The following is a 25,074-nucleotide window of genomic DNA, read 5'->3' on the forward strand; positions in this document are numbered from 1 at the left end:
CCGTGGTGTACGCGCGGATCTCGACTAGCGTGGGAGGTGTTCGGGCCAAACCGGGAGGTCAGATGACGCGCCGCATCCGCATCGGTGTCCAGATCCAGCCGCAGCACGCCGACTACTCGCAGATCCGCGATGCGCTACGTCGAGTGGAGGACATTGGGGCGGATATTGCGTTCAACTGGGACCACTTCTTCCCCCTCTTCGGCGACCCGGACGGCAAGCACTTCGAGTGCTGGACGATGCTCGGTGCGTGGGCGGAGCAGACGAGCCGCGTCGAGATCGGTGCGCTCGTGACGTGCAACTCGTACCGCAACCCCGAGCTCCTCGCGGACATGGCGCGGACCGTCGACCACATCTCCGGCGGGCGGCTGATCCTGGGCATCGGGGCCGGGTGGTTCGAGAAGGACTACGACGAGTTCGGGTACGAGTTCGGGACCGCAGGATCGCGGATCGCGGACCTCGCCCAGGCGCTGCCCCGGATCAAGGCCCGCTGGGCCGCCTCGAACCCCGCACCGACCCGGCAGATCCCGATCCTCGTGGGTGGCGGGGGCGAGCGGAAGACCCTTCGCGTCGTCGCGGAGCACGCGGACGCGTGGCACAGCTTCGGCGACCTCGAGAGCCTCACCCGCAATAGCGCAATCCTGGACGAGCACGGCGTCGCCGTCGGCCGAGACGCGAGCGTCGTCGAGCGGTCCGTCGGGGTGTCGCTCCCACCGGCCGAGGTCGCCGCCGACCTCGTGGCCGCCGGGGTCACGCTGTTCACGATCGGCGTGGGGGGCCCCGACTACGACCTCTCCCTCGTCAGGCAGTGGGTCGCCTGGCGCGACGCTCAAGGCTGACCGGTGGCGCGGTGAGCGGGAGGACCGACCGCTGGGCGTCGCTCGCACGCCGTCGCGGGGTCACGCTCACCCGTACTCTCCGCTCGTCGGCCGCACGGGTCCGGGCCGTCGTGCTCGGGCCGGTCCGGCAGCGTCTGCGTCGTGGTCGGCGCTGGGTGCCGCTGCTCGTCGTCGCCGTGCTCGTCTCGCTCGTGTTCGGTGTCACGACGGCCTCGGCCGACCTGAGCCTCGGCCCGCACGAGGCGACCTACCAGGTCACGACCGACAGCACCGTCACGGTGGACCTCGGGCCGCTCGGCACGCTCGAGATCGACTCGCCGCTGCCGCTGTTCCTCGGTGCCCGGGTGATCGTGCACGAGATCCCGTCGAGCGTCACGCAGGTCGGCAGCGCCCACACGCTCGAGGCGCTGAGCTCTGACCTGCAGAGCTACCTGCAGTTCTTCGCGCGTCCCCAGGCGACGGTCGAGGCCGCCGCTCGGGCCCTCGTGCTCGATGCGCTGTGGCGTGCCGGGGTGGCCCTCGTCGCGCTCCTGGTCGGGTGGCTCGTGCTCGGCGCGCTCCTCGGCCGGGCCCGTCGTGCGGAGCTGGCACGCGCCGCGTCCGCGCACCGGCGCCGGCTGGTGGTCGGCGGCGTGGTGGCGCTGCTGGTTCTCGTCGCGGGCACCGCGAGCGGCGTCACCGGGTCCCGGACCAACGTCGACGCGACCCCGACGTCGGTGTTCGACGGCACGCCCCTCCAGGGGGCCCGGGTCACGGGCCGACTCGGCGGCGTGATCGACACGTACGGAAGCTACGCCGTCGCCGCCTACCGCCAGAACGAGGCCTTCTACGCCGCCGCCGACCACGCGATGGTCGCGGCCTGGGCGGCGCGCGCCCAGGAGATCGCGGACGCCCACACCGGGGCACCGGCCGTCCAGGCGCCCGCCGAGGACGCCCCCGTCGTCATGCTCGTGGTGAGCGACCTGCACTGCAACGTCGGCATGGCACCGCTGATCCACGACGCCGCGACGCTGTCCGGGGCGAGCATCATCCTCAACGCGGGCGACTCCACGATGGACGGCACGGCCGTCGAGAAGTACTGCATCGACACGTTCGCCTCGGCGGCGCCGAAGGACGTGGTGACCGTGGTCTCCGGCGGCAACCACGACTCTGAGGAGACCGCGGCGCAGGAGCGTGCTGCCGGCATGGTCGTCCTGTCCGGTGAGGTCGTGACGGTCAAGGGGGTGCGGATCCTCGGTGACAGCGACCCGAACGCGACCCGCGTGGGAGCCGGCACCTCGGCGGTCAGCGAGTCGTCCACGCAGGAGGGTAAGCGGCTCGCGGACGTCGCGTGCGCCGACAAGGACGGTGTCGACCTGCTGCTGATCCACACGCCGACGGTCGGCAACCAGGCGCTCGAGCAGGGGTGCGTCCCTGCCCAGGTCTCGGGGCACCTGCACACGCGGTACGGGCCGCTCCAGGTGGGCGACGGCATCCGCTACATCAGCGCGAGCACGGCGGGGGCGGTGAGCGGCCAGCCGACGGTCGGGCCGCTGCACGGCACCGCGGAGATGACCGTGCTCCGGTTCGACCCGGTGACCCGGGAGATCATGGACTACCAGGTGATCCAGGTGCACAAGGACACGACGGCGACGGTGGGGTACCGGTTCACGTGGCCGTCGACCCGCGGTCTGCCGGGGGTGCTCTCCGAGATCCTCGCCCCGCAGCCGACCGCCGTCACCGCGCCGTCGGCGGGCCCGACGACGGACCCGGCCGCCGGGACCGGGACGGCGGTTCCGACCACCCCGGCAGGTGAGTGAGACGTCGCCACACCCGGTCAGGCGGTGAAGATCTCCCCGGGCAGGTCCGCCGACCACTCGGCGCGCCCGTCCGGGCGGACGCGTGCGTAGGAGACGCCGAACTCCTCCACGAGGTCCTCCGGCGCGGCGAAGAACAGTGCCGTCGCGACACCGTCGGCGACCATCGCCGTCGGCGCCAGCGCCCAGGTCGCGAGCACGTCGTGCGTCGGCTGCCCGGTGCGCCCGTCGAGGACGTGGTGCACGCCCGGCGCCCACGTGCGCCGGTTCGGGGCGGACGCGCACAGGGCGGCCTCGTGGAGCACGACGACGCCGATGGCCTGCCGCGGGTCGCGGGGGTGCTCGAGCGCGACCCGGACCTCGTCACCGCCGCGATGACGCAGGTCGCCCCCGGCGTCGATCACGACGTCGGTCACCCCGGCGCCCGCCAGGACCTCGGCGACGAGGTCGACGAGGTACCCCTTGCCGGCGGCCCCCAGGTCGAGCAGCACCGGTGCCGACGTCGTCAGACGCGTCCCGTCCCAGTCGAGGACGTCGTCCCAGGCCGGGACGGCCGTCGTGCGACCGGTGGGACGGAGCGAGTAGGCCGCGTCGTAGCCGAGATCCGCGAGGGCGCGCCCGACGAGAGGGGTGACGGCGCCGCCGGTGGCGAGGTAGAGGCGCCGGTACAGGTCGAGCAGCGGGGCCGCGTCCGACGGGAGGACCCAGGTACCGGCCGACCTCGCGATCGTGCTGACGAGCGAGTCGGGACGGAACCGTGAGTACGCCTGGTCGAACGCCTCGATCCGGTTCGCGACCGCGAGCCTCACGTCGGGGTGGAGCGGTGCGGGGGTCGTGATCTCCCAGCGGGTGCCGATCGCCTCGAAGACGAGGTCAGCCACCGGCCTCGGCCTTGATCTTCGCCAGGGCGTCGTTGAACCCGCCACCCGTCAGCGACGACCCGGAGACCTTCGAGACGTGCAGGGTGTTGAGGTCCTTGCCGACGACCGCGGCGGAGATCCCCTGCGCGAACATGCCCTGGTAGATCTGACCGCTGGCGTCACGCGCCTGCGGAGTCACCGTGACGGCGGTGACGAGGTTCTTCGCGAGGGTGAGCTGCACCTCGATGCTCTCGGTGCCGCCGGGGGACTCGTACGTGCCGGTCGCGCTGTAGGTCCCGTCCGCGAACGCGACCGGTGTCGTCGAGCCGCCGGGAACGCTGCCGCCGGTGCTCGTCGTCGACGCGCCGGCGCTGCAGGCGGTCGTCGCCGCCAGGATCCCGATGCCGGAGAGCGTGACCAGCAGGGGTCGGGTCGGGCGTCTCACGTGGCCTCCGAGGGGTGAGGATGGGCGGCGGCGTCACGCCGCTCGGTCATGGTCCACCAGGCTAGTGTCCGAACCTGGGAGGGCGGTCGCCCGCCCATGAGGACGGGAGGTCGGCACGTGACGGAACCGGGCGAGGGCCTGACGCCGGTCGCGCAGGACTACCTCAAGGTCATCTGGTCCGCGGGGGAGTGGTCGGAGGCGCCGGTGACGACGACGCTGCTCGCACGGCGGCTCGGCGTCGGGGTGTCGACGGTCTCCGAGACGGTTCGGCGGCTCACCGACCAGGGGCTCGTCGAGCACGAGCCGTACGGCGCGGTCGCCCTCACGCGCGTCGGGCGGGAGTCGGCGGTCGCGATGGTGCGCCGGCATCGGCTGATCGAGACGTTCCTGGTCCGGCAGCTCGGGTACTCGTGGGACGAGGTGCACGACGAGGCCGAGGTCCTCGAGCATGCGGTGTCGAGCCTGATGGTCGAGCGGATGGACGTCGCGCTCGGTCGCCCGGACCGTGACCCGCACGGTGACCCGATCCCGTCGGCGGACGGCGAGGTCCGGGTGCCCGCCGCCCGGCGGCTCGGCGAGGTGGCGCCGGGACGCTGGCGTGTTGCGCGGATCTCCGACGAGGACCCGTCGCTGCTGCGCTCGTTCGCGGCGCTGGGCCTCGGTCTCGACGTCGCGGTGCAGGTGGGGGCCCGCACGGCGAGCGCCGTCGGGGTCGAGGTCGGCGGGCAGCGGCTCGAGCTCGACGAGCGTTCCTGCAACGCGGTGTGGCTCGTCGCGGAGTGAGACACCGGACCGGCACGGCAGGGTGTCGCGTACCATCGCCCTCGTGATCGAATCGATTCGACAGTCATCGGGCGACGCGTGACCGGCACGGACGTCCGTGGATCAGGTGCCCGCACCGGACTCGTCCTGCTGGCCCTCGCTGCCGGCGGCTTCAGCATCGGGACGACCGAGTTCGCCACGATGGGACTGCTCCCGTACATCGCCCACGACCTCGCCATCACGATCCCCCAGGCGGGCTACGTCATCACGGCCTACGCGCTCGGCGTCGTGGTCGGCGCGCCGGTCCTCACGTCGCTCGCCGCACGGGTCGACCGGCGCACGCTGCTGCTCTGGCTGATGGGCATGTTCACGATCGCGAACACGATCTCCGCGTTCGCGCCGAGCGCCGGGTGGCTCGTCGCCGCGAGATTCGTCGCCGGGCTCCCGCACGGGGCCTTCTTCGGCGTCGGTGCCGTGATGGGCGCAGCCGTCGTGGGCCCCGGGCGTCGCGGGCGTGCCGTGGCGATGATGATGGCCGGCCTGACGATCGCGAATGTCGTCGGTGTGCCGCTGTCCACGCTCCTCGGGCACGTCCTCGGCTGGCGTGCGGCGTTCGTCGCCGTCGGCGTCCTCGGGCTCGTGACGTTCGTCGGGCTGCGCTCCTGGCTCCCGAGCCTGCCGTCGCATGCCGAGGCGACCGTCCGCACCGAGCTCCGCGCGCTGCGGAACCCGCAGCTCTGGATCGCGTTCGGCGCGGCCGGCATCGGGTTCGGCGGGATGTTCGCCGTCTACTCGTACGTCTCGCCCCTGCTGACGCAGGTCACCGGACTGACCGAGACCACCGTGCCCCTGGTCCTCGCCCTGTTCGGTGTGGGCATGACCCTCGGCACCGTCGTCGGGGGGCGGCTGGCGGACCGGTCCGTCCTGCGCACGGTGTACCTGGGCTTCGCGACGACGATCGTCGTGCTGGTCGCGATCGCCGTCACGGCGAGGATCCCGGCTCTCGCCATCGCCGCGATCGTCGCACTCGGGGTGAGCTCGCAGATCCTCGGGCTGTCGCTGCAGACGCGGCTGATGGACGTCTCGCCGGCCGCGCCCTCGCTCGGTGCTGCGCTCTGCCACTCGGCGCTCAACCTGGGGAACGCCTCTGGCGCCTGGCTCGGCGGACTCGTCATCGCCGCAGGGCACGGCCTGGTCGCCCCCGCGTGGGTGGGCACCGGACTGACAGCGGCGGGACTGCTGGTCGTCGTGACGGTCGGACGGGCACCTGCACCGCATGCATCTGCACCGCATGCATCTGCACCGCGGGCACGTGCTCTGGCTGAGCGCTCAGCGGGGTCCGAGCCGTCAGCGCCGTCGGGTGCCGAACACCGTGCGCGTGATCTCGCGACCGAGCTGGGTGCCGACCGAGCGCAGGAACACGTCGAGCGGGTCCCCAGCGCGCCGTGAGCCGGCGGAGCGTGAGCTGGTCGAGCGTGAACCGGTGGAGCGGGCGCGCGGGCTCGGCCGGTCCATCTGGCGCTGGATGCGCTCCATCTCCTTCGCGCGCCGATCGGCCTCCGCCTGGGCCGCACGAGCGGCGTCGTCGGCGGCCGCGGTGGCCTCCGCCTGGGCGGCGCGGGCGGCGAGCAGCTCGTACGCCGACTCGCGATCGACCGGTGTGCCGTAGCGTCCGAGCAGCGGAGAGGCGGCGACCGTGGCGGCGAGGTCGGTGGCCGGTGCGGGCTGCATCGAGGACTGCGGGGCCCGCAGCCGCGTCCAGGCGACCGGTGTCGGTGCACCGTTCTCGCCGAGCACGGTGACGACGGCCTCGCCGGTGGCCAACGTCGTCAGCAGCTCCTCGAGGTCGTAGTCGGAGACGGGGAACGTGCGCGCCGCGGCCCGCAGCGCGGCAGCGTCGTCGGGCGTGTAGGCGCGGAGAGCGTGCTGGACCCGGCTGCCGAGCTGTGCCAGCACGTCGGCGGGAACGTCCTTCGGGGACTGGGTGACGAAGAACACCCCGACCCCCTTCGACCGGATCAGCCGCACCGTCTGCGTCACCTGGGTGAGGAAGTCCGTCGAGGCGCCGGTGAAGAGCAGGTGCGCCTCGTCGAAGAAGAACACCAGCCGCGGTGCGGCCGCGTCGCCGACCTCCGGCAGCACCGAGAACAGCTCGGCGAGCAGCCACATGAGGAAAGTCGAGAACAGTGCCGGACGGTCCTGGACCGCGGGCAGCTCGAGCGCCGAGATCGTGCCGCGCCCGTCCGCCGCGGTCCGCAGCAGTGCCTCGACGTCGAAGGCCGGCTCGCCGAAGAACACGTCGGCGCCCTGTGCCTGGAGCGCCACGATCTCCCGCAGGATGACGCCGGCCGTGGCCTGCGAGAGGCCGCCGATGCCCTTGAGCTCGGCCTTGCCCTCGTCGGAGAGCAGATGGGCGATCGTCGCCTGGAGGTCCTTGAGGTCCAGGAGGGCGAGGCCGTGGGTGTCGGCCCAGTGGAAGACCAGCCCGAGGCTGGACTCCTGAGTCGCGTTGAGCCCGAGCACCTTCGCCAGCAGGAGCGGCCCGAAGTCGGTGATCGTCGTGCGGACCGGGACTCCGACGCCGGCCCCTCCCAGCGTGAGGAGCTCGACGGGGTAGCCGCGCGCCTGCCAGTCCTGACCGACGCTCGAGGCGCGTGCGGCCACCTTCTCGTTCGCGGCCCCGGGGCGGCAGAGGCCGGAGAGGTCGCCCTTGAGATCCGCGACGAACACCGGGACGCCGGCGTCCGAGAGTCCCTCGGTCAGGACCTGCAGCGTCTTCGTCTTCCCGGTCCCGGTCGCACCGGCGACGAGGCCGTGCCGGTTGAGCATCGCGACGGGGATGCCGACCTGCGCCGAGGTGATCGGGCCGGCGGCGCTCATGAGAGCGCCCAGGGGAAGTGCGGGCCCGGCGAAGGAGTACCCGGCGGAGACCGTGGCCGTCCACGGGTCGGGGTCCCGTCCTGCGCCGACACCGGTACCGGCATCGGGACCGGGCGGCGGGTCGGTCACGGCAGTCGTCGCGGTCGGCGCCGTGTCGGTCGTGCCAGGATCTGCGGCCGACGAGGCCAGCTCGGCCGCCTCGAGCGCGGCCTGGGCGGCCTCGGCGACGGCCTGAGCCGCTGCAGCCTTGGCGAGCGCAGCCTCGGCCGCGGCGCGCGCTGCGGCGGCGCGCAGCGCGACGAGCGAGTCGGATGGCTCGAGGGGACCGGTCGACGTCGACTCGCTCATCTGCCGATGGTAGTCAGCCCATTGCCGGACGTGTGGTGCCCTGAGCGGAAATCCGCTTGCCGTCCAGACTTCCTACGGTGCCGTAGGTTACTGTGAGACGAACCGCTCGTTGCACGCGAACGCAGGCGGCTCCGTCCCCCCAGTTGAAAGCGTGACCCGTGACGAGTTCCCCCGCACCCCTGCCCGTCCTCGACCCGGAGACGATGTCGCCCCGGGATCGACAGACGAGCGACTTCACCGCCCTCACGAGGACGGTCCAGGAGGCGGGGCTGATGCGTCGCCGCTACGGCTACTACTGGACCCGGTTCGCGCTGCTCACCCTCGCGCTCCTCGGTTCGGGAGTCGCGTTCGTGCTGATCGGGCACTCGTGGTGGCAGATGGCTCTCGCCGCCGTGATCGCCCTGATCCTCGGGCAGGTGATGTTCCTCGGCCACGACGCCGCGCACCGGCAGATCTTCGTCTCCGGGCGCTGGAACGACTGGGCCAGTCTGGTGATCGCGAACCTCTACGCCGGCATGAGCTACGGATGGTGGATGCACAAGCACAGCCGCCACCACGCGAAGCCGAACCAGATCGACGCGGACCCGGACATCGACAGCGACGTCATCGTCTTCACGACCGAGAACATCGCCAAGGTCCGCACCGGCTTCGGGGCCTGGTTCGCCAAGCGCCAGGGCTACCTCTTCTTCCCGCTGCTGCTGCTCGAAGGCCTGAACCTGCACATCTCCGGGATCAAGACGATCTTCGGCCGTGGCCCCGTCAAGCGACGCCCCGTCGAGATCGCCTTCGTGACGCTGCGCCTCGGCGGCTACCTGGCCCTGGTGTTCTGGCTGCTCCCGGTCGGGATGGCGTTCGCGTTCCTCGCCGTACAGTTCGGGATCTTCGGCGTGTACATGGGCGCGAGCTTCGCGCCGAACCACAAGGGCATGCCGATCGTGCCGGCGAACTCACGGATCGACTTCCTGCGCCGTCAGGTGCTCATGAGCCGCAACATCCGCGGCGGTCGGTTCACGGACCTCTTCATGGGTGGCCTGAACTACCAGATCGAGCACCACCTGTTCCCGAGCATGCCGCGACCGAGCCTGCGCAAGGTGCAGCCGATCGTCCGGGAGTTCTGCGACTCGCGGAAGATCACCTACACCGAGACCGGCCTGGTCCAGTCGTACGGGATCGTCGTGCGCTACCTCAACAAGGTCGGGCTCGCCGCCCGCGACCCGTTCCAGTGCCCGCTCACGGCGGAGTTCCGGTCCGCTCGCTGACGCTAAACTCACCGGGTGACTGCGCAGGACTCGACGACGCCCACCCACCCCACCGACACGGCGCCGCAGAGTGGCGGTGAGGTGCCCTTCCGCTACACGAGCGCCCTCGCAGGAGAGCTCGAGCAGCGCTGGCAGGACACCTGGGACGCGCGCGGCACGTTCTTCGCGGCCAACCCGTCGGGACCGCTGACGGACGGCAGCGGCGCGCACGCCAAGACCCAGGGGCGCTCGTTCTTCGTGATGGACATGTTCCCGTACCCGTCCGGCGCCGGCCTGCACGTCGGGCACCCGCTCGGGTACATCGCGACGGACGTCGTCGGGCGGTTCCGGCGGATGCAGGGCGACAACGTGCTGCACGCGCTCGGGTACGACGCCTTCGGCCTCCCGGCCGAGCAGTACGCGGTCCAGACGGGCCAGCACCCCCGAGTCACCACGGAAGCCAACATCGTGACGATGCGGCGTCAGCTGCGACGTCTCGGCCTCGGCCACGACCCGCGACGGACCTTCGCCACCACCGACTCGGACTACGTCCGCTGGACGCAGTGGATCTTCCTGCAGATCTTCGACTCGTGGTACGACGTGGACGCGGTCCGGCCCGACGGTGGCACCGGACGCGCCCGCCCGATCGACGAGCTCGTCGCCGAGTACGCCTCGGGCCGTCGTGCCCTGCCCGAGGACGCCCCGGAGACCACCTGGGACGCCCTGAGCGACGTCGACCGCCGGCGGGTCGTCGACGCGCAGCGGCTCGCCTACGTCTCGGACGCCCCGGTCAACTGGTGCCCGGGCCTGGGCACCGTGCTCGCCAACGAGGAGGTCACCTCCGACGGTCGCAGCGAGCGTGGGAACTACCCGGTGTTCCAGCGCACCTTGCGCCAGTGGAAGATGCGCATCACCGCCTACGCCGACCGTCTCGCCGACGACCTCGACCTGATCGACTGGCCCGAGAAGGTCCGGTCCATGCAGCGGAACTGGATCGGCCGGTCCGAGGGGGCGCGCGTCGTGTTCGACGTCGCCAACGCGACCGAGACCGAGTCGATCGAGGTGTTCACGACGCGCCCCGACACGCTCTTCGGCGCGACGTTCATGGTCGTCGCCCCCGAGCACCCGCTGCTCGACGCCGTGCCGTCTGCCTGGCCCGACGGCACCCGGAGCACCTGGACCGGCGGCCACGGCACCCCCGTCGACGCGGTTGCCGCCTACCGGCGTGAGGCAGCGGCCAAGACTGCCGTCGAGCGTCAGGCCGACGCCAAGCAGAAGACTGGGGTCTTCACCGGCTTCCTCGCGCGCAACCCGGTCAACGGCCAGCTCATCCCGGTGTTCACCGCGGACTACGTGCTGATGGGCTACGGCACCGGCGCGATCATGGCCGTCCCCGGCGGCGACGATCGGGACTTCGCCTTCGCGGAGGCCTTCCACCTCCCGGTCGTGTACACGGTCGCACCGCCCGAGGGGTTCGAGGGCGGCGCGTACACGGGCGACGGCACGACGATCAACTCGTCGAACGACGAGATCAGCCTCGACGGCCTCGGCGTCGACGACGCCAAGCGGTCCGTGATCACGTGGCTCGAGGGACGCGGTGCGGGCACCGGCAGCATCACCTACCGCCTGCGCGACTGGTTGTTCAGCCGGCAGCGGTACTGGGGCGAGCCGTTCCCGATCGTCTACGACGAGAACGACCTGCCGCTCGCCCTGCCGGACGCGCTGCTCCCGGTCGACCTGCCGGACGTCCCCGACTACTCCCCGCGGACCTTCGCACCGGACGACGCGAACTCCTCGCCCGAGCCCCCGCTCGGTCGCAACGAGGACTGGGTGCACGTGACCCTGGACCTGGGTGACGGTCCGCGCGTCTACCGCCGTGACACCAACACGATGCCGAACTGGGCAGGGTCCTGCTGGTACTACCTGCGCTACCTCGACCCGTCGGACTCCGCGCAGGTGGTCTCGCCCGAGCTCGAGGCGTTCTGGATGGGCCCGGACCACAACCCGACGGCCGGGGTCGCCGGCGGCGTGGACCTGTACGTCGGGGGAGTCGAGCACGCCGTCCTGCACCTGCTGTACGCGCGGTTCTGGCACAAGGTGCTGTACGACCTCGGGCACGTCACGAGCCGCGAGCCGTTCCACACGCTGTTCAACCAGGGGTACATCCAGGCGTACGCCTACGCCGACGCGCGCGGGCAGTACGTCCCGGCGGACGAGGTCGTCGAGACCACGGCCGAGGACGGGTCGACGACGTACCGCTGGAACGGCGAGGAGGTGCAGCGCGAGTACGGGAAGATGGGCAAGTCGCTCAAGAACGTCGTGACCCCGGACGACATGTACGACGCCTACGGCGCGGACACGTTCCGTGTCTACGAGATGTCGATGGGCCCGCTGGACGTCTCGCGTCCGTGGGACACGCGGGCCGTCGTCGGGTCGCAGCGTTTCCTGCAGCGGCTGTGGCGCAACGTCGTCGACGAGGCGACCGGTGCACTCGTCGTCACGGATGACGAGCCCACCCTCGAGACGACACGCCTGGTGCACCGCACCATCGCGGACACGACCGTCGAGATGGAGGCGATGCGGGTCAACACCGCGATCGCCAAGCTCATCGTCCTCAACAACCACCTGACGTCGCTCGCCGCGACCCCTCGTGCGGCGGTCGAGCCCCTGGTGCTCATGCTCGCGCCGATCGCCCCGCACATCGCCGAGGAGCTGTGGGAGCGGCTCGGGCACACGGAGTCCCTCGCGCACCACGCGTACCCGGTCGCCGACCCCCAGTACCTGGTCGAGGACACGGTGACCTGCGTCCTGCAGGTGCAGGGCAAGGTGCGTGGCCGGCTCGAGGTCACCCCCGGCATCGCCGAGGACGAGCTCCGCGCGCTCGCGCTCGCCGACCCGGCGGTGCAACGGGCTCTCGATGGCCGGGACGTGCGCACCGTGATCGTCCGGGCACCCAAGCTCGTCAACGTCGTCCCTGCATAGCCGGGTGGTCCCGACGCGCCCGCCGCACGGAGACGTGACCCGAGGATGACCACCGGACCGATCCGGGTCGTCACGGACTCGACGGCGTCGGTGCCGCCGGACCTGGCCGCGCGGTGGGGGCTGACGGTCGTCCCGCTCACAGTCCGGTTCGGAGGGACGCACGGTCTCGAGGGGGTGGACCTGCCGGCAGCGGCGCTCGTCGAGCGGCTCCGCTCGGGTGACCCGGTCACGACGTCCCAGCCCTCTCCCGAGACGTTCGCCCGGGTCTTCGCGGACGCCGCCGACGCCGGTGCCCGGGCGGTGGTCTCGGTCCACCTCTCCGGGGCGCTGTCCGGGACGGTGAGCTCCGCGCAGCTCGGCGCCGAGAGCTGCCGGGTGCCCGTGGACGTGGTCGACTCGCGATCGGTGGCGATGGGTCTCGGCCTCGCGGCGGCCGCTGCGGCCGAGGCCGTCGAGCGCGGGGCGGACGTCGAGGCCGCGGCACTCGCGGCTCGACGTGCGGGGGAGGGCGCCGCGGCGTACTTCCTGGTCGACACGCTCGACCATCTCCGGCGCGGCGGACGGCTCGGGGCCGGTGCGGCCGCCCTGGGCACGCTGCTCGGGATGCGGCCGATCCTCACGGTGCGGGACGGCCACCTCGAGGTCCTCGAGAAGGTCCGCAGCCGCGCCGGGTCGCGTGCGAGGCTCGAGGCACTGGCTGTCGACGAGGTCGCGCGGCGGGGCAGCGCCCGGGTCGCGGTCCATCACCTCGGTGACGACGACGCGGCGCGTGACCTCGCGGACCGGCTCACGCGGGCGCTCGCCGACCGGCTCGCGGCGTGGCCCGGCGAGTCGAGCGGACGGGTCCTGGTGTCGGAGGCGAGCGCGGTGATCGGTGCCCATGTCGGCCCGGGACTACTCGCTGTGGTCGTCGGAGACCGCTGAGCCGCGCGACCACCACGGGTGCGGCCCGGGTCGAAGGTGGTGGGCCCAAGAGGTGACCGGACCACAAGGCGCGGACCGCTACTGACCGTCACGGGCGGGGAGCCACCTGTCGAGGCGGCGTGTGCGGCGGTTCCTAGTCTCGAGCCCATGCCGAGCCGGACACCGCGCACGACGGACGTCGGCACGACGCGTGAACGACGTCTCCGGGCGCTTGGGACGGCCTCGACGGTCTACTCGGCGGCCTACGGCCACCCTCTCGACCACGAGGCCCTGGATGCCGTCGACCGCCGGGTCCCGCTGTTCCGCTGGACCGTCCACCCGGTGTCCGCCGTGGTCGCCGGGCTCGCGGTGCTCGCCCTCGGCGGCGGGGTCCTGGTGTGGTCCGCGCGAGCCACTCCGTCGGACGGCGTCCCGCTCGGTGTGACAGCCGCGGCGGGTGGTGCCTCGGCCGGCGGCGGGCGGGAGGGGGCCGTGGCCGGCGGCGGGCCGGAGGAGGCCGCGGCCGGCGGCGGGCCGGAGAGCACCTCGGCCGGTGCCGCCTCGTCGGGTGGGAGCGGCACGTCCGCCGGGTCCGGCGCGACCGGTGTCCCCGCGGGAACGAGCGGCACCGGCGTCGTCGTGCACGTCGTCGGTCAGGTCGTGAGTCCCGGGGTGGTCCACCTGCCGACGGGGGCCCGGGTGACCGACGCCATCGCCGCAGCGGGCGGGGCGACGGCAGCGGCCGACGTGTCCGCGGTGAACCTCGCGCGGGTGCTCGTCGACGGCGAGCAGATCCTCGTCCCGCGACCTGGCGAGGTCGTGACGCCGCCGCAGCGGGTGGCCGAGGGGGCTGCCGACGCGCTGACCGACCTCAACAGCGCGACGCTCACCGAGCTGGACGCGCTGCCCGGCATCGGCCCCGTCCTTGCCCAGCGGATCCTCGACTGGCGGGCGGCGCACGGGCGGTTCGCGGACATCGAGGAGCTGGCGGAGGTCCCCGGGATCGGGGACAGCGTCCTCGCCGGCCTGCGGGAGCGGGTGCGCGTGTGACCTCGCCGCGTCCGACCTCGCCCCGGGCGGCTCGTCACGACGTCCGGCTGGTCCCGGCGGCCCTCGGCGCGTGGGGCGCGGCGGCGGGTGCGGTGGCGCAGGGCGACCCGGCGAGTCGTTGGCTCGTTCCGGTTGGCGGTGCGCTGGCCGTCGTCGCCGTCGTCCTTCTCGTCGTCGCGCGCAGGGCGGGTGAGCGTCCGGTCGGCGCCCTCGGGCTCGTCGCACTCGTGGCGGCGTCGGCCGGTGTCGTGGCTGTGTCGGTCGGTGCGCACGATCAGGTGCGGACGGCGGGCCTGCTGAGCGACCTGGTCACCGACAGGGCGACGGTCGCGGTCACTGGTCTCGTGGTCTCCGAGCCCGCGCCGCTGCCGCGCACCTCGGGTGCCGGCGGCGGGTCGGCGCCCGAGGGGCCGCGGTACCGGCTGGTCCTTCAGGTCGACACGGTCGCCGGGCGCGGTCGTACCGGACCGGCGGCGGCCTCCGTGCTGGCGCTGGTCGACGCAGACGTCTCGACCGCGCCGCGGTACGGCGCGCGCGTGCGGGCAGCCGGCAGGCTCGTCCCGACATCGCCGGGCGACCGGGAGGTCGCGCTGCTCGTCGTGACCCGGTCGCCCGAGGTTCGCGCCCCACCCGGCCCGGTCGACTCGGTGACCGGGCTCCTGAGAGGCTCGCTCGTCGAGGCGTCGGCCGGCCTTGGCGCGGACACCGCCGGACTGCTCCCCGCGCTCGCGGTGGGGGACACGACCGGTGTGCCGGAGGATCTCACGGCGGCGATGCGCGCGGTCGGCCTGACGCACGTCATGGCGGTCTCCGGGGCGCACTTCGCGATCGTCGGCACGTGCGTGCTCGGGCTCACCGCCGTCGCGAGGCTGCGACGGAAGGCGCGCGTGCTGGTGCTCGTCCCCGTCATGGCCGGTTTCGTGCTGCTGGTCCACCCGGGTGCGAGCGTTCTCCGGGCCGCAGGGATGGGCGCGGTGGCCACGATCGGACTGCTGCTGGGGAGACCGTCGCGGGCGCTCCCGGCCCTGGCCGCGACGGTGGTCGTCCTGGTCGTCGTGGATCCCTGGCTCGCACGGGACTACGGGTTCGTGCTCTCCGTGCTGGCGACGGCCGGTCTGGTCCTGCTGACGGGACCGCTCGCCGACCGTGCGAGACGGGTGGTCGGCCGGCCCGTCGCGTATGCGGTCGCGGTCCCGGTGGCCGCGCAGGTGGTCTGTGCTCCCGTGATCGTCCTGCTCACGCCGGGGGTCGCGACGCTGGCGGTCCCCGCGAACCTGCTCGCCGCGCCGGCCGTCGCCCCCGCGACCGTGCTCGGTGTGCTCACGGCGCTCGTCGCGCCGTGGTGGCCCGCCGCCGGCGCGATCCTCGCGCACGCGGCGGGCGTCCCGGTCTGGTGGATCGCCCAGGTCGCCCGACGCGCGGCCGCCGTTCCCGGTGCGACGCTCGGGTGGCCGAGTGGTTCCGGTGGCGCCGCGCTGCTCGCCGTCGTCACGGCCGTCCCACTCGTCCTCCTCCTGCGGGTGGCCCCGGCGCAACCGGACGACGTGCGCCCGCAGCACCGGTCCGGTGGGCGCTCGGGTAGGCACGCGTCGGCCCGGGCGCACCGGGCGCTGCTCGTCCTCGGCATCGGCGTGGTGGTGATCGTCGCCGCGACGGGGATCCTCCGGGCCCGGGTCGTAGCGGGGCGTGGCCTGGCGCAGGACTGGCGGGTCGTCGCGTGCGACGTGGGGCAGGGGGACGGGCTCGTGATGCGCACCGCACCGCACCACGCCGTGGTCGTCGACGTCGGGCCGGCCGGAGGGGGCATGCGCGCGTGCCTCGACCGGCTCGGCGTCACCACGATCGACCTGCTGGTGCTGACGCACTTCCACGCCGACCACGTGGGCGGCCTCGACGAGGTCCTGGGCAGCAGACCGGTGGGCCGTGCGCTCGTGAGCGCGCTGCGCGAGCCGACGGCCGAGGCCGCCGGTGCGCTGCAGAGCCTGGCGCAGGCCGGTGTGCCCGTCGACGCGCCGGTGATCGGAGCACCGCAGCCCGACGGGTCGGTGCCCGCGGAACCGACAACCGCATCCGCGCGGACGACGGCCATGACCGTGCGGACGACGGGAACGGTCGGTGACGTGCGCTGGACGGTGCTGTGGGCGCCGCCACGTGGCGGCTCGGGCTCGGTGCCCTCTGCGGCACCAGTGGTCGCTGCGGCATCGGTGCTCTCGACGGTGTCGGTGACAGCGGGGACAGTGGCGTCGCGTGACGGGGCGACCCGGTCGACGCGCGCAAGCGCAGCGGAGGAGTCGGCGCCGAACGACGCCGGCCTGGTGCTCCTCCTCGAAGCGCCGGACCTGCGCGTCGTGGATCTCGCCGACCTCGAGTCGGGGGCCCAGGACGCTCTCGCCGCGGCGCTGCGGCGCTCGGGTGCCCTCGGCCCGGTCGATGTCGTGAAGACCGCCCACCACGGCTCCGCGAACCAGTCGTCCGCTCTCGCCGAGCTGATCGACGCGCGGGTCGCTCTGGTCAGCGTCGGGCGGGACAACCCGTACGGCCACCCGGCTCGTGCAGCGCTCGACCTGTACGAGCACGCCGGTGCGACGGTGCTGCGGACCGACACCTGTCACGACATCGGACTGTCGGTGCGGGCCGGTGAGCTCGTCCTGCACGCCGGCTGCCGGCCACCGTGACAGCGAACCCACGCCGGACGGAACCGTCGGCGGTGCGTGGCAGGCTAGTGCCGTGCCTCCCGCGACCCGACGTCCCGCCAGCCGCAACACCGCTCCGGGGGCTCCCTTCCTCGGCTGGCAGGACGCGGCGCCGGCACCGGTGGTGCTCGTCTCCGGACCGGAGGAGCTGCTGGCCGAGCGGGCCGTCGAGCGCGTGATCGTGCTCGCGCGACAGCAGGACCCCGAGGTCGAGGTGACGCGCATCGATGCCGGTGAGTACGGGCGTGGGACGCTCGAGGTGGTCACCAGCCCGTCGCTGTTCGACGAGGCGCGGCTCGTCGTCGTGGACGGCGTCGAGCGGTGCACGGACGACCTGATCGCCGATGCGCTGGCCTACCTCGCCGAACCGGCCCCGGACGTGGTCCTCGTGCTCCGTCATGGTGGTGGGCAGCGGGGCAAGAAGCTCCTCGACGCGCTGCGCGGGGCGCAGGTGCCCACCGTCCAGTGCGACCTCGTCAAGAAGGACGCGGACAAGACCGCGTTCGTCACCGCGGAGCTGCGCCGCTCCGGTCGCCGTGCCGAGCCCGCGGCTGTCCGGGCGCTGGTGGACGCGGTCGGCAGCGACCTGCGGGAGCTCGCCGCAGCATGCGCGCAGCTGGTCGCCGACTCGACCGGGGTGATCAGCGCCGCGACGGTGGAGCGCTACTACGGAGGGCGCGTCGAGGCCTCCGGTTTCCACGTGGCCGATGCGGCTCTCGAGGGCGACCCGGGGCGGGCGGTCGCACTCCTGCGACACGCGCTGGCGACTGGTGTCGACCCCGTCCCCCTCGTCGCCGCGCTCGCGGCGAAGCTGCGCGTGCTCGCCAAGGTCGCCGCGACCCGCGGCCGGGGCCAGGATGCGGTACGCGCGCTCGGCCTCGCCCCGTGGCAGGTCGAGCGTGCCGCCAGGGAGCTCGCGCGGTGGACCCCGGAGGGTCTTGCCGAGGCCATCACCGCGGTGGCGCAGGCCGACGCGGAGGTCAAGGGACAGAGCCGCGACCCGCAGTTCGCCGTGGAACGGGCCGTCCTGCGGGTCGCTGCGGCGTCGCGCTAGCCGTACTGACCTGCAGCGCCCGGCACGCGGTGGTGGTGCAGCCGGTGCACCGCACCGGGTACGCAGAAGGCGCCACCCCCCGCGGGAGGTGACGCCTTCGTGGTGTCCGTCGTGACGCGCCCGAGACGGTGCGCCGACGACGGTACGGGGCTCAGAGCCCCGCGACGGCCTTCGCGAGCGCCGACTTCTTGTTGGCGGCCTGGTTGGAGTGGATGACACCCTTCGAGACTGCCTTGTCGAGCTTGCGCGACGCGGTGACGAGGGCGGTGGAAGCCGCATCCTTGTCGGCGGCAGCGATCGCCTCGCGAACCCGACGCACGTGCGTCTTGAGCTCGGACTTCACTGCCTTGTTGCGCAGACGGGCCTTCTCGTTGGTGCCGATGCGCTTGATCTGGGACTTGATGTTGGCCACGTGTGAACTCTCTTGTGCATTCGCCGAAGCGATCTGACAGGTCGTAGAGGACTCGCCAGCACCGGGACTGGGGCGTGGGGACACCCGCGGAGAGGAACTGGACCTGCGTCCGCCGACCTAGGCGGACACGCGATTTCCTACTCTATCAGGAGCGGGAGCCCGGTCGGGAACGTGCGATCAGGTCGAACTGCGCCCGATCCATGATCGCGCCCTCGCGACGCACGGCCTGCGGGTCGATGCGCAGCACCCGGTCCAGCCGCACCTCGCTGGGGCGTCTGCGGGCGTCCCACGCGCCGGCGCCGATGTCGATCCAGCGCGGTCCGGGGTGGGGCTCCCGGCGGGGCGTGGCCGTGTGGTCCTTGCTCGACAGCATGAGCCCGAGGAGCCACGGGCCGTCGCGACCGATCACCAGGACCGGCCGGTCCTTTCCGCGCGACGGGTCCTCCTCGAACGGGACCCAGGTCCAGACGATCTCGCCCGGGTCGGCGTCGCCGTCGAGACGCGGAGCGTACGACGTGCGGACCGTGCCGACGAAGTCGCCGGGAGGGCGGGCCGCCGTCCGGTCCCGACGGGGCGGGGTGGGCTCGCGCCGTGACGTCGTCCGGGTGGCACGCAGGGCGCGCTGCACGAGTGCGCCGAGCCGTCGGGTCCAGCGCGCGGTCGTCACGCGCGCACCCTACCCGGGCCGGGGGTCGGCGGCCGACCGCGACGTGGCAGGGGGCCCGCATCCCGGGGCGACCTCCCCGCGTCGTCCAGCGCGCGCCTGAGCAGGAGCTCGACGTGCGCGTTCAGGCTGCGCAGGTCGTCGGCCGCCCAGCGCTGCAGCGCGTCGTGGACCGCGGGGTCGAGGCGCAGCAGGACGGCCCGGCGTGCACGGGGTGCGCGCACACCGGGCCCCGGGTCGTCACCCGGCTCCCTGTCGCTCGGAGGCTGCTCGTCGGGCATGTCAGGTGTAGAGGCTGCCCGCATTGATCACGGGAGTGGCCCGGGCCTCGCCGCACAGGACCACGAGGAGGTTCGACACCATGGCCGCCTTGCGCTCGTCGTCCAGCTCGACGATCGACTCCTCCTCGAGCCGGCGCAGCGCGCCGTCGACCATGGTCACGGCGCCCTCGACGATCTTCTCGCGCGCGGCGATGATCGCGCCTGCCTGCTGCCGCTGCAGCATCGCCTGGGCGATCTCGGGGGCGTAGGCGAGGTGCGAGATGCGTGCCTCGACGACCTCGACGCCGGCGATCACGACGCGCGCGGCGACCTCGTGCGCGAGCTCGTCGGAGACCTGGTCGGTCGAGCCACGGAGGGTGGCCTCACCGGTGTCTGCGTTGTCGTAGGGGTGGCTCGTGGCCACGTGCCGGAGCGCGGCCTCGGACTGCACCTCGACGAACCCCTGGAAGCTCTCGACCGCGAACGTCGCGCGCGCGGTGTCGGTGACCTGCCACACGACGATCGCGGCGATGTTGACGGGGTTGCCGTCCGCGTCGTTGACCTTGAGCTCGCTCGTCTCGAAGTTGCGGACCCGGACCGAGACCCGCCGACGTGTCGTCAGCAGCGGGGTCATGACGAGCCCGGTGCGACGGACGGTGCCGACGTACCTGCCGAAGAGCTGGACAACCTTGGTCTCGCCGGGGCTGATCACGGTGACGCTCGCGAAGAGCACGAACGCCAGCAGCATGACCAGCACACCGAGGACGCCGAGCACCGGGCTCAGCGCGCCTGTCGTCGAGTCGGCACCGGCGAGCAGGCCGATGCTCGCGCCGATCGCGACCAGGCCGGCGAGGATCCCGATGCCGCCGTTGCGGACGCGCGCCGATCGCTCGGCGATCTCGACCCTGGTGCCGGCGTGGCCGACGGGCTCGCCGCGCGGTGACCCACCCACGGACTCCTGAGGGGTGACGTCGTCGTGCATCGGGAACCTCCTGGTGGGTCCGTGGTCGCGGGCCCGTGCGAGCGGCCGCCGTGGGCCGCAAGAAAGACGATATCAGTTTTCTGGAAATCTGATATCAGTTCGCGGTGGTCGCCCGTAACGTCCCCGTAGCACGGGCGGACTATGGTCCCGGCATGGCGGACCTCTTCGACGGCTACCCCGCGGGCGCCGCGTGGGACGAGGTGTTCGACCGCACCGGCGCGGTGCGGCCGGCCTACGCGCACGTGCGCGACACGCTCGTGCAGATGTCGGAGAGCGAGCTGCGCGGTCGCGCCGACGCCCTGGCGCGCTCCTACCTCAACCAGGGCGTCACGTTCGACTTCGCGGGGGAGGAGCGGCCCTTCCCCCTCGACGTCGCCCCGCGCGTGATCGACGGTCACGTCTGGGACGCCGTCTCTCCCGGGGTGGCGCAGCGGGTCCGGGCGCTCGAGGCGTTCCTGGCGGACGTCTACGGGCGCCAGCGGGCGGTCGCCGACGGCGTGGTCCCGCACTCCCTGATCACGTCGTCCACCCACTTCCATCGGGCGGCGCACGGGATCGACCCGCCGAACGGCGTCCGGGTCCAGGTTGCCGGCATCGACCTGGTGCGCGACGAGCTCGGGGACTTCCGCGTCCTGGAGGACAACGTCCGCGTCCCGAGCGGCGTGAGCTACGTCCTGTCCAACCGCCGCGCGATGGCGCAGACCTTCCCCGAGCTGTTCGCCGCGCTGCGCATCCGCCCGGTGTCCGACTACCCGCGCCGGCTCCTCGCCGCTCTGACCGCCGCGGCGCCCGCCGGTGTCGACGACCCGACCGTCGTGGTCCTGACCCCGGGGGTCTTCAACAGCGCGTACTTCGAGCACTCGCTGCTCGCCCGCACGATGGGCGTCGAGCTCGTCGAGGGGCGTGACCTGTTCTGCGCCGGCGGCCGCATGTGGATGCGGACCACCCAGGGGCGTCGCCGGGTCGACGTGATCTACCGCCGCGTCGACGACGAGTACCTCGACCCGGTCGCGTTCCGGCAGGACTCGCTGCTCGGGAGCCCCGGGCTCATGACGTGCGCCCGGCTCGGCACCGTGACGATCGCGAACGCCGTCGGCAACGGCGTGGCCGACGACAAGCTCGTCTACACCTACGTCCCGGACCTGATCCGGTACTACCTGGGCGAGGAACCGCTGATCGCGAACGTCGACACCTGGCGGCTGGAGGACCCGGGTGCGCTCGAGGAGGTGCTCGACAGGCTCGCCGAGCTCGTCGTCAAACCGGTCGACGGCTCCGGGGGCAAGGGGCTCGTGATCGGTCCCGCCGCGTCGCCGGCCGAGCTCGACCGGCTGCGTGGGCGGCTCCGTCGCGACCCGCGCGGCTGGATCGCGCAGCCCGTCGTCCAGCTCTCGACCGTCCCGACGCTCGTCGAGGACGGCCTGCGGCCCCGGCACGTCGACCTTCGACCGTTCGCCGTGAACGACGGCGAGAACGTCTGGGTCCTCCCGGGCGGGCTCACACGGGTGGCGCTCCCCGAGGGCGAGCTCGTCGTCAACAGCTCGCAGGGCGGCGGCTCGAAGGACACCTGGGTGCTCGGTGGGCACCCGCCTGTGCGGTCCACCCGGGTCGCGGAGCACCCGCAGGCCGTCCCGGTCGGCTCGTCGGTGCCGATCGACACGAACCCCGACGACCGGCGCGCCCAGTCGATGCAGCAGCAGCAGACCCTGCTGCCGCCGGACCTGCCATCGGATCGGGGCGACCGGGAGGTGGCACCGTGCTGAGCCGGATCGCCGAGTCGTTGTTCTGGATCGGCCGGTACATCGAGCGCGCCGACGACACCGCCCGGCTGCTCGACGTGCACGTGCAGAGCCTGCTCGAGGACCCGTGGGCCGAGGAGGACCTGGCGTGCCGGTCGCTGCTCTCGGTCATGGACTCCGCCGCACCACCTGCGGACGAGCCCGTCGGTCGCGCGCAGGTGCTCGCGATCCTCGCGTACGACCGTGAGTCACCGGCCGCGATCGCCGGCGCCCTGCTCGCTGCGCGCGAGAACGCGCGGCGTGCCCGCGAGGTGATCTCGACCGAGCTGTGGGAGGCGGTCAACGCGACGTGGAACCAGCTGCCGTCGCACCTCGACCCGTCCCGCCCCCACGAGTACTTCCGCTGGGTGCGCGAGCGTGCGGCCGTCGTCGCGGGGATCGTCGACTCCGCCACCGCCCGCGACGACACCTGGCGGTTCCTCGTCCTCGGTCGGTCGATCGAACGGGCGGACATGACCGCGCGACTCCTGACGATGCGGGCGCTCGCCGGCGCCGGCGGACCGACCTGGTCCTTGCTCCTGCGGTCGTGCGGCGCCCACGAGGCCTACCTGCGTCGCTACCGCGGCATCGACTCGGACGACAGCGCGGCCGGGTTCCTGCTCCGCGACCAGCTCTTCCCGCGATCGATCGTCCACGCGCTCGCCGAGGCCGAGGCGTGCCTCGCCGTCCTCGGCCCGCCCGGCGAGCGAGCGTCCGAGGACGAGGCGCGGATGCGGCTCGGGCATGCCCGTACGAGCCTCGAGTACCGGCCCCTGCGCGACGTCCTCGACCGGCTCCCGGCGAAGATGGAGACGGTCCAGCGCGCGTGCTCGGCGGCGAGCGACGAGGTGCGCGCCCGCTACTTCCCGTCCCGGGCGACGACGACCTGGGTGGGCGAGGCCTTGTGACGGAGGTGCGCGCATGAGGCGCCTGAGCGTGGTGCACACGACGACGTTCCGGTACGCCGGGGAGGTGACCGCCTCGTTCAACGAGGCGCGCCTGACTCCCGTGTCGGACCACGGGCAGACGGTGCTCGCGGCGACGCTCGACGTCGCGCCGTGCACGTGGCGGCACGACTACCGCGACTACTGGGGCAGCGCCGTCACGGCCTTCGAGGTGTCCGTCCCGCACGACACGCTCACCATCACGTCGAGCTCGCGGGTCGAGGTGCACCCCCCACGCGCTGCGGTCGCCGACGTGGGCTGGGAGGACCTGCGCAGCCCGCAGGTGACGGACCGCATGGCGGAGCTGCTGGCCGACACGCCGACGACGGCGGCGCCTGCCGACGTCGTCGCGCTCGCGGCGGAGGCCGCGCGCGGGCTCGCACCGGCCCGGGCCGCCGAGGCGATCTGCCTCCTGCTGCGGGACGAGCTCGAGTACGTGCCCGGGGTCACCGCGGTGCACACCCCGGCCGTCGAGGCGTGGGACGCGCGCACGGGCGTCTGCCAGGACATGGCGCACCTGGCTCTCGGCGCGCTGCGCAGCGTCGGCATCCCGGCGCGCTACGTGTCCGGCTACCTGCACCCGATGCGGGGCGCCGAGACGGGCCAGACCGTCACCGGCGAGTCGCATGCGTGGGTCGAGTGGTGGGCGGGCCAGTGGACGGGCTTCGACCCGACCAACCGGGCCCCAGCGGGGGAGCACCACGTCGTGCTCGCCCGCGGTCGCGAGTACCAGGACGTCGCGCCGCTGCGGGGGATCTACGCGGGTACGAGCACCGACGTGCTCGACGTCCAGGTGCACATCACCCAGGAGGCCTGAGGCGGCGCACCTGGCGGCGGGCACGAGCCCCTGCACCGAGGTCGATACCGGCCACCAGGACAGCGCGCGCCAAGGCGAGCAGGATCGAAGTTGACCGGGCGACCACTGCCCGGTCGTCACCATCAAAGGAGATGGACCATGAGAGCTGCGCGCTACTACGACCGTGGGGACATCCGTGTCGAGGAGATCGCAGAGCCTTTCGTCACCCCGGGCACGGTCGGCATCGACGTCGCCTGGTGCGGGATCTGCGGCAGCGACCTGCACGAGTACACGGAGGGGCCGATCTTCATCCCGCCCGCGGGGCATCCGCAGCCCATCAGCGGGGAGAGCGCACCGATCACGATGGGGCACGAGATGTCCGGCGTCGTCTACGCCGTCGGTGAGGGCGTCACGGATCTGGCTGTCGGCGACCATGTCGTCGTCGAGCCGTACATCCTGCACGACGACGTGGACACCGGGCCGGCGAGCCGCGACTACCACCTCTCGCGGGACATGAACTTCATCGGCCTCGGCGGAGGCGGCGGCGGGCTCGGCGAGAGGATCGTCGTCAAGCGCCGCTGGGCCCACCGCGTGGCGGACTCCGTTCCGCTGGACCAGGCAGCACTCATCGAACCCCTCTCGGTCGGCTACCACGCGGCCGAGCGCAGCGGCGTCACGGCCGGGGAGACGGTGCTGGTCACCGGAGCGGGCCCGATCGGGCTGCTGACCTCGGCGATCGTCAAGGCGCTCGGTGCCACGGTGATCATCAGCGAGCCGAGCCCGTTGCGTCGGCAGAAGGCGCTCGACTCGGGCGTCGCGCAGCACGTCCTGGACCCGCGGGCCGTCGACGTCGTGGCCAAGGTCCGCGAGCTCACCGGCGGCGCGGGAGCCGATGTCGGGTTCGAGTGCACCTCGGTGCAGCCTGCGCTCGACACCCTGGTGGACGCGCTGAAGCCGCACGGCGTGCTCGTGGTCGTGTCCATCTGGGGTCACCCCGGCGCGTTCGACATGCAGAAGATCGTGCTCAAGGAGCTCGACGTGCGCGGCACGATCGCCTACGTCAACTCCCACCCGGCGGTGATCGCCCTGGTCGAGGCGGGCAAGATCGACCTGGCCCCGTTCATCACCGGGAAGATCGGGCTGGACCACCTGATCGACGAGGGCTTCGACACCCTGATCCACCACAACGAGACGGCGGTGAAGATCCTCGTCTCGCCGTCGGGGCGGGGGCTCTGAGACGGTGAGGTGACGTCGGGACGGCCCGGCCCGTGGGATCATGGGCCAGGCCGTCTCGGCTGCCGGTGGTGCGGTCCTTCGTCAGAACCAGTCAGAACCAGTCAGAACCAGTCATGGCCAGTCATGACCAGTCATGACCACCACCGCCGCGCCGATCC

The 25,074-nt window shown here is 72.8% G+C and carries 21 protein-coding genes; 14 read left to right on the forward strand and 7 right to left on the reverse strand.

Annotation, left to right across the window (positions count from 1 at the left end):
* The first annotated feature begins 62 nt into the window (after positions 1-62).
* A complete protein-coding gene (locus LJB74_RS16625; protein ID WP_259309581.1) occupies positions 63-836 on the forward strand; it encodes an LLM class F420-dependent oxidoreductase in 774 nt (257 codons plus the stop codon).
* An 11-nt stretch (positions 837-847) separates the two neighbouring features.
* Positions 848-2,635: a metallophosphoesterase gene (locus LJB74_RS16630; protein WP_259309582.1), complete on the forward strand. Its 1,788-nt coding sequence runs from the start codon at positions 848-850 to the stop codon at positions 2,633-2,635.
* 17 nt (positions 2,636-2,652) lie between these two features.
* Here the strand turns inward: LJB74_RS16630 and LJB74_RS16635 are convergent, their stop codons facing one another.
* Positions 2,653-3,513: an FAD:protein FMN transferase gene (locus LJB74_RS16635; RefSeq protein WP_259309583.1), complete on the reverse strand. Its 861-nt coding sequence runs from the start codon at positions 3,511-3,513 to the stop codon at positions 2,653-2,655.
* On the reverse strand, positions 3,506-3,937 hold the full coding sequence (locus LJB74_RS16640; protein WP_259309584.1) for a hypothetical protein: 432 nt from the start codon (positions 3,935-3,937) through the stop codon (positions 3,506-3,508). Before LJB74_RS16640 ends, LJB74_RS16635 begins: the two co-directional genes overlap by 8 nt.
* Before the next feature lie 96 nt (positions 3,938-4,033).
* Here LJB74_RS16640 and LJB74_RS16645 point away from each other — a divergent pair, with 96 nt between their 5' ends.
* Positions 4,034-4,720, forward strand: coding sequence for an iron dependent repressor, metal binding and dimerization domain protein (locus tag LJB74_RS16645; RefSeq protein ID WP_396125187.1), 687 nt, complete (start codon positions 4,034-4,036; stop codon positions 4,718-4,720).
* A gap of 78 nt (positions 4,721-4,798) precedes the next feature.
* Complete coding sequence (locus LJB74_RS16650) at positions 4,799-6,148, forward strand: MFS transporter (protein WP_259309586.1); 1,350 nt, start codon at positions 4,799-4,801, stop codon at positions 6,146-6,148.
* Here LJB74_RS16650 and LJB74_RS16655 read toward each other — a convergent pair.
* Positions 6,047-7,927: a DUF853 domain-containing protein gene (locus tag LJB74_RS16655; RefSeq protein ID WP_259309587.1), complete on the reverse strand. Its 1,881-nt coding sequence runs from the start codon at positions 7,925-7,927 to the stop codon at positions 6,047-6,049. The genes LJB74_RS16650 and LJB74_RS16655 overlap by 102 nt on opposite strands.
* A gap of 203 nt (positions 7,928-8,130) precedes the next feature.
* Between LJB74_RS16655 and LJB74_RS16660 the strand changes: the two genes are divergently transcribed.
* The 6 genes from LJB74_RS16660 (at position 8,131) to holA (ending at position 17,847) form a co-directional block, all read left to right on the forward strand.
* Positions 8,131-9,186: an acyl-CoA desaturase gene (locus LJB74_RS16660; protein WP_259310393.1), complete on the forward strand. Its 1,056-nt coding sequence runs from the start codon at positions 8,131-8,133 to the stop codon at positions 9,184-9,186.
* A 15-nt stretch (positions 9,187-9,201) separates the two neighbouring features.
* Positions 9,202-12,147: a leucine--tRNA ligase gene (gene leuS / locus LJB74_RS16665; protein ID WP_396125188.1), complete on the forward strand. Its 2,946-nt coding sequence runs from the start codon at positions 9,202-9,204 to the stop codon at positions 12,145-12,147.
* Positions 12,148-12,192: 45 nt separating this feature from the next.
* The gene (locus LJB74_RS16670; protein ID WP_259309588.1) at positions 12,193-13,071 is read left to right on the forward strand and encodes a DegV family protein; all 879 of its coding nucleotides are present in this window, start codon (positions 12,193-12,195) and stop codon (positions 13,069-13,071) included.
* A 147-nt stretch (positions 13,072-13,218) separates the two neighbouring features.
* Positions 13,219-14,100: a helix-hairpin-helix domain-containing protein gene (locus LJB74_RS16675; protein WP_259309589.1), complete on the forward strand. Its 882-nt coding sequence runs from the start codon at positions 13,219-13,221 to the stop codon at positions 14,098-14,100.
* Positions 14,097-16,775: a ComEC/Rec2 family competence protein gene (locus LJB74_RS16680; protein ID WP_259309590.1), complete on the forward strand. Its 2,679-nt coding sequence runs from the start codon at positions 14,097-14,099 to the stop codon at positions 16,773-16,775. Before LJB74_RS16675 ends, LJB74_RS16680 begins: the two co-directional genes overlap by 4 nt.
* 52 nt (positions 16,776-16,827) lie before the next feature.
* Positions 16,828-17,847 carry a DNA polymerase III subunit delta gene (holA, locus tag LJB74_RS16685; RefSeq protein WP_259309591.1) on the forward strand — a complete coding sequence of 340 codons (1,020 nt, stop codon included), beginning with the start codon at positions 16,828-16,830 and terminating at the stop codon, positions 17,845-17,847.
* 151 nt (positions 17,848-17,998) lie between these two features.
* Here the strand turns inward: holA and rpsT are convergent, their stop codons facing one another.
* From rpsT to LJB74_RS16705, 4 genes are all read right to left on the reverse strand, one after another.
* A complete protein-coding gene (gene rpsT / locus LJB74_RS16690) occupies positions 17,999-18,259 on the reverse strand; it encodes a 30S ribosomal protein S20 (protein ID WP_259309592.1) in 261 nt (86 codons plus the stop codon).
* 145 nt (positions 18,260-18,404) lie between these two features.
* Positions 18,405-18,926 carry a type II toxin-antitoxin system PemK/MazF family toxin gene (locus tag LJB74_RS16695; RefSeq protein ID WP_259309593.1) on the reverse strand — a complete coding sequence of 174 codons (522 nt, stop codon included), beginning with the start codon at positions 18,924-18,926 and terminating at the stop codon, positions 18,405-18,407.
* Entirely contained in the window at positions 18,923-19,204 is a 282-nt protein-coding gene (locus LJB74_RS16700; protein ID WP_259309594.1) for a hypothetical protein, read from the reverse strand. Before LJB74_RS16700 ends, LJB74_RS16695 begins: the two co-directional genes overlap by 4 nt.
* A 1-nt stretch (position 19,205) precedes the next feature.
* A complete protein-coding gene (locus LJB74_RS16705) occupies positions 19,206-20,165 on the reverse strand; it encodes an SPFH domain-containing protein (RefSeq protein WP_259309595.1) in 960 nt (319 codons plus the stop codon).
* 152 nt (positions 20,166-20,317) lie between these two features.
* On the opposite strand from LJB74_RS16705, the gene LJB74_RS16710 reads away from it, so the two are divergent.
* The 4 genes from LJB74_RS16710 (at position 20,318) to LJB74_RS16725 (ending at position 24,916) form a co-directional block, all read left to right on the forward strand.
* Positions 20,318-21,925: a circularly permuted type 2 ATP-grasp protein gene (locus tag LJB74_RS16710; RefSeq protein WP_259309596.1), complete on the forward strand. Its 1,608-nt coding sequence runs from the start codon at positions 20,318-20,320 to the stop codon at positions 21,923-21,925.
* Complete coding sequence (locus LJB74_RS16715; RefSeq protein WP_259309597.1) at positions 21,919-22,848, forward strand: alpha-E domain-containing protein; 930 nt, start codon at positions 21,919-21,921, stop codon at positions 22,846-22,848. Before LJB74_RS16710 ends, LJB74_RS16715 begins: the two co-directional genes overlap by 7 nt.
* 13 nt (positions 22,849-22,861) lie before the next feature.
* Complete coding sequence (locus tag LJB74_RS16720; RefSeq protein ID WP_259309598.1) at positions 22,862-23,701, forward strand: transglutaminase family protein; 840 nt, start codon at positions 22,862-22,864, stop codon at positions 23,699-23,701.
* A gap of 138 nt (positions 23,702-23,839) precedes the next feature.
* A complete protein-coding gene (locus LJB74_RS16725) occupies positions 23,840-24,916 on the forward strand; it encodes a 2,3-butanediol dehydrogenase (RefSeq protein ID WP_259309599.1) in 1,077 nt (358 codons plus the stop codon).
* Positions 24,917-25,074 lie beyond the last annotated feature (158 nt).

Source organism: Cellulomonas sp. P24 (assembly GCF_024704385.1).
In the GTDB taxonomy this organism is placed as follows: domain Bacteria; phylum Actinomycetota; class Actinomycetes; order Actinomycetales; family Cellulomonadaceae; genus JAJDFX01.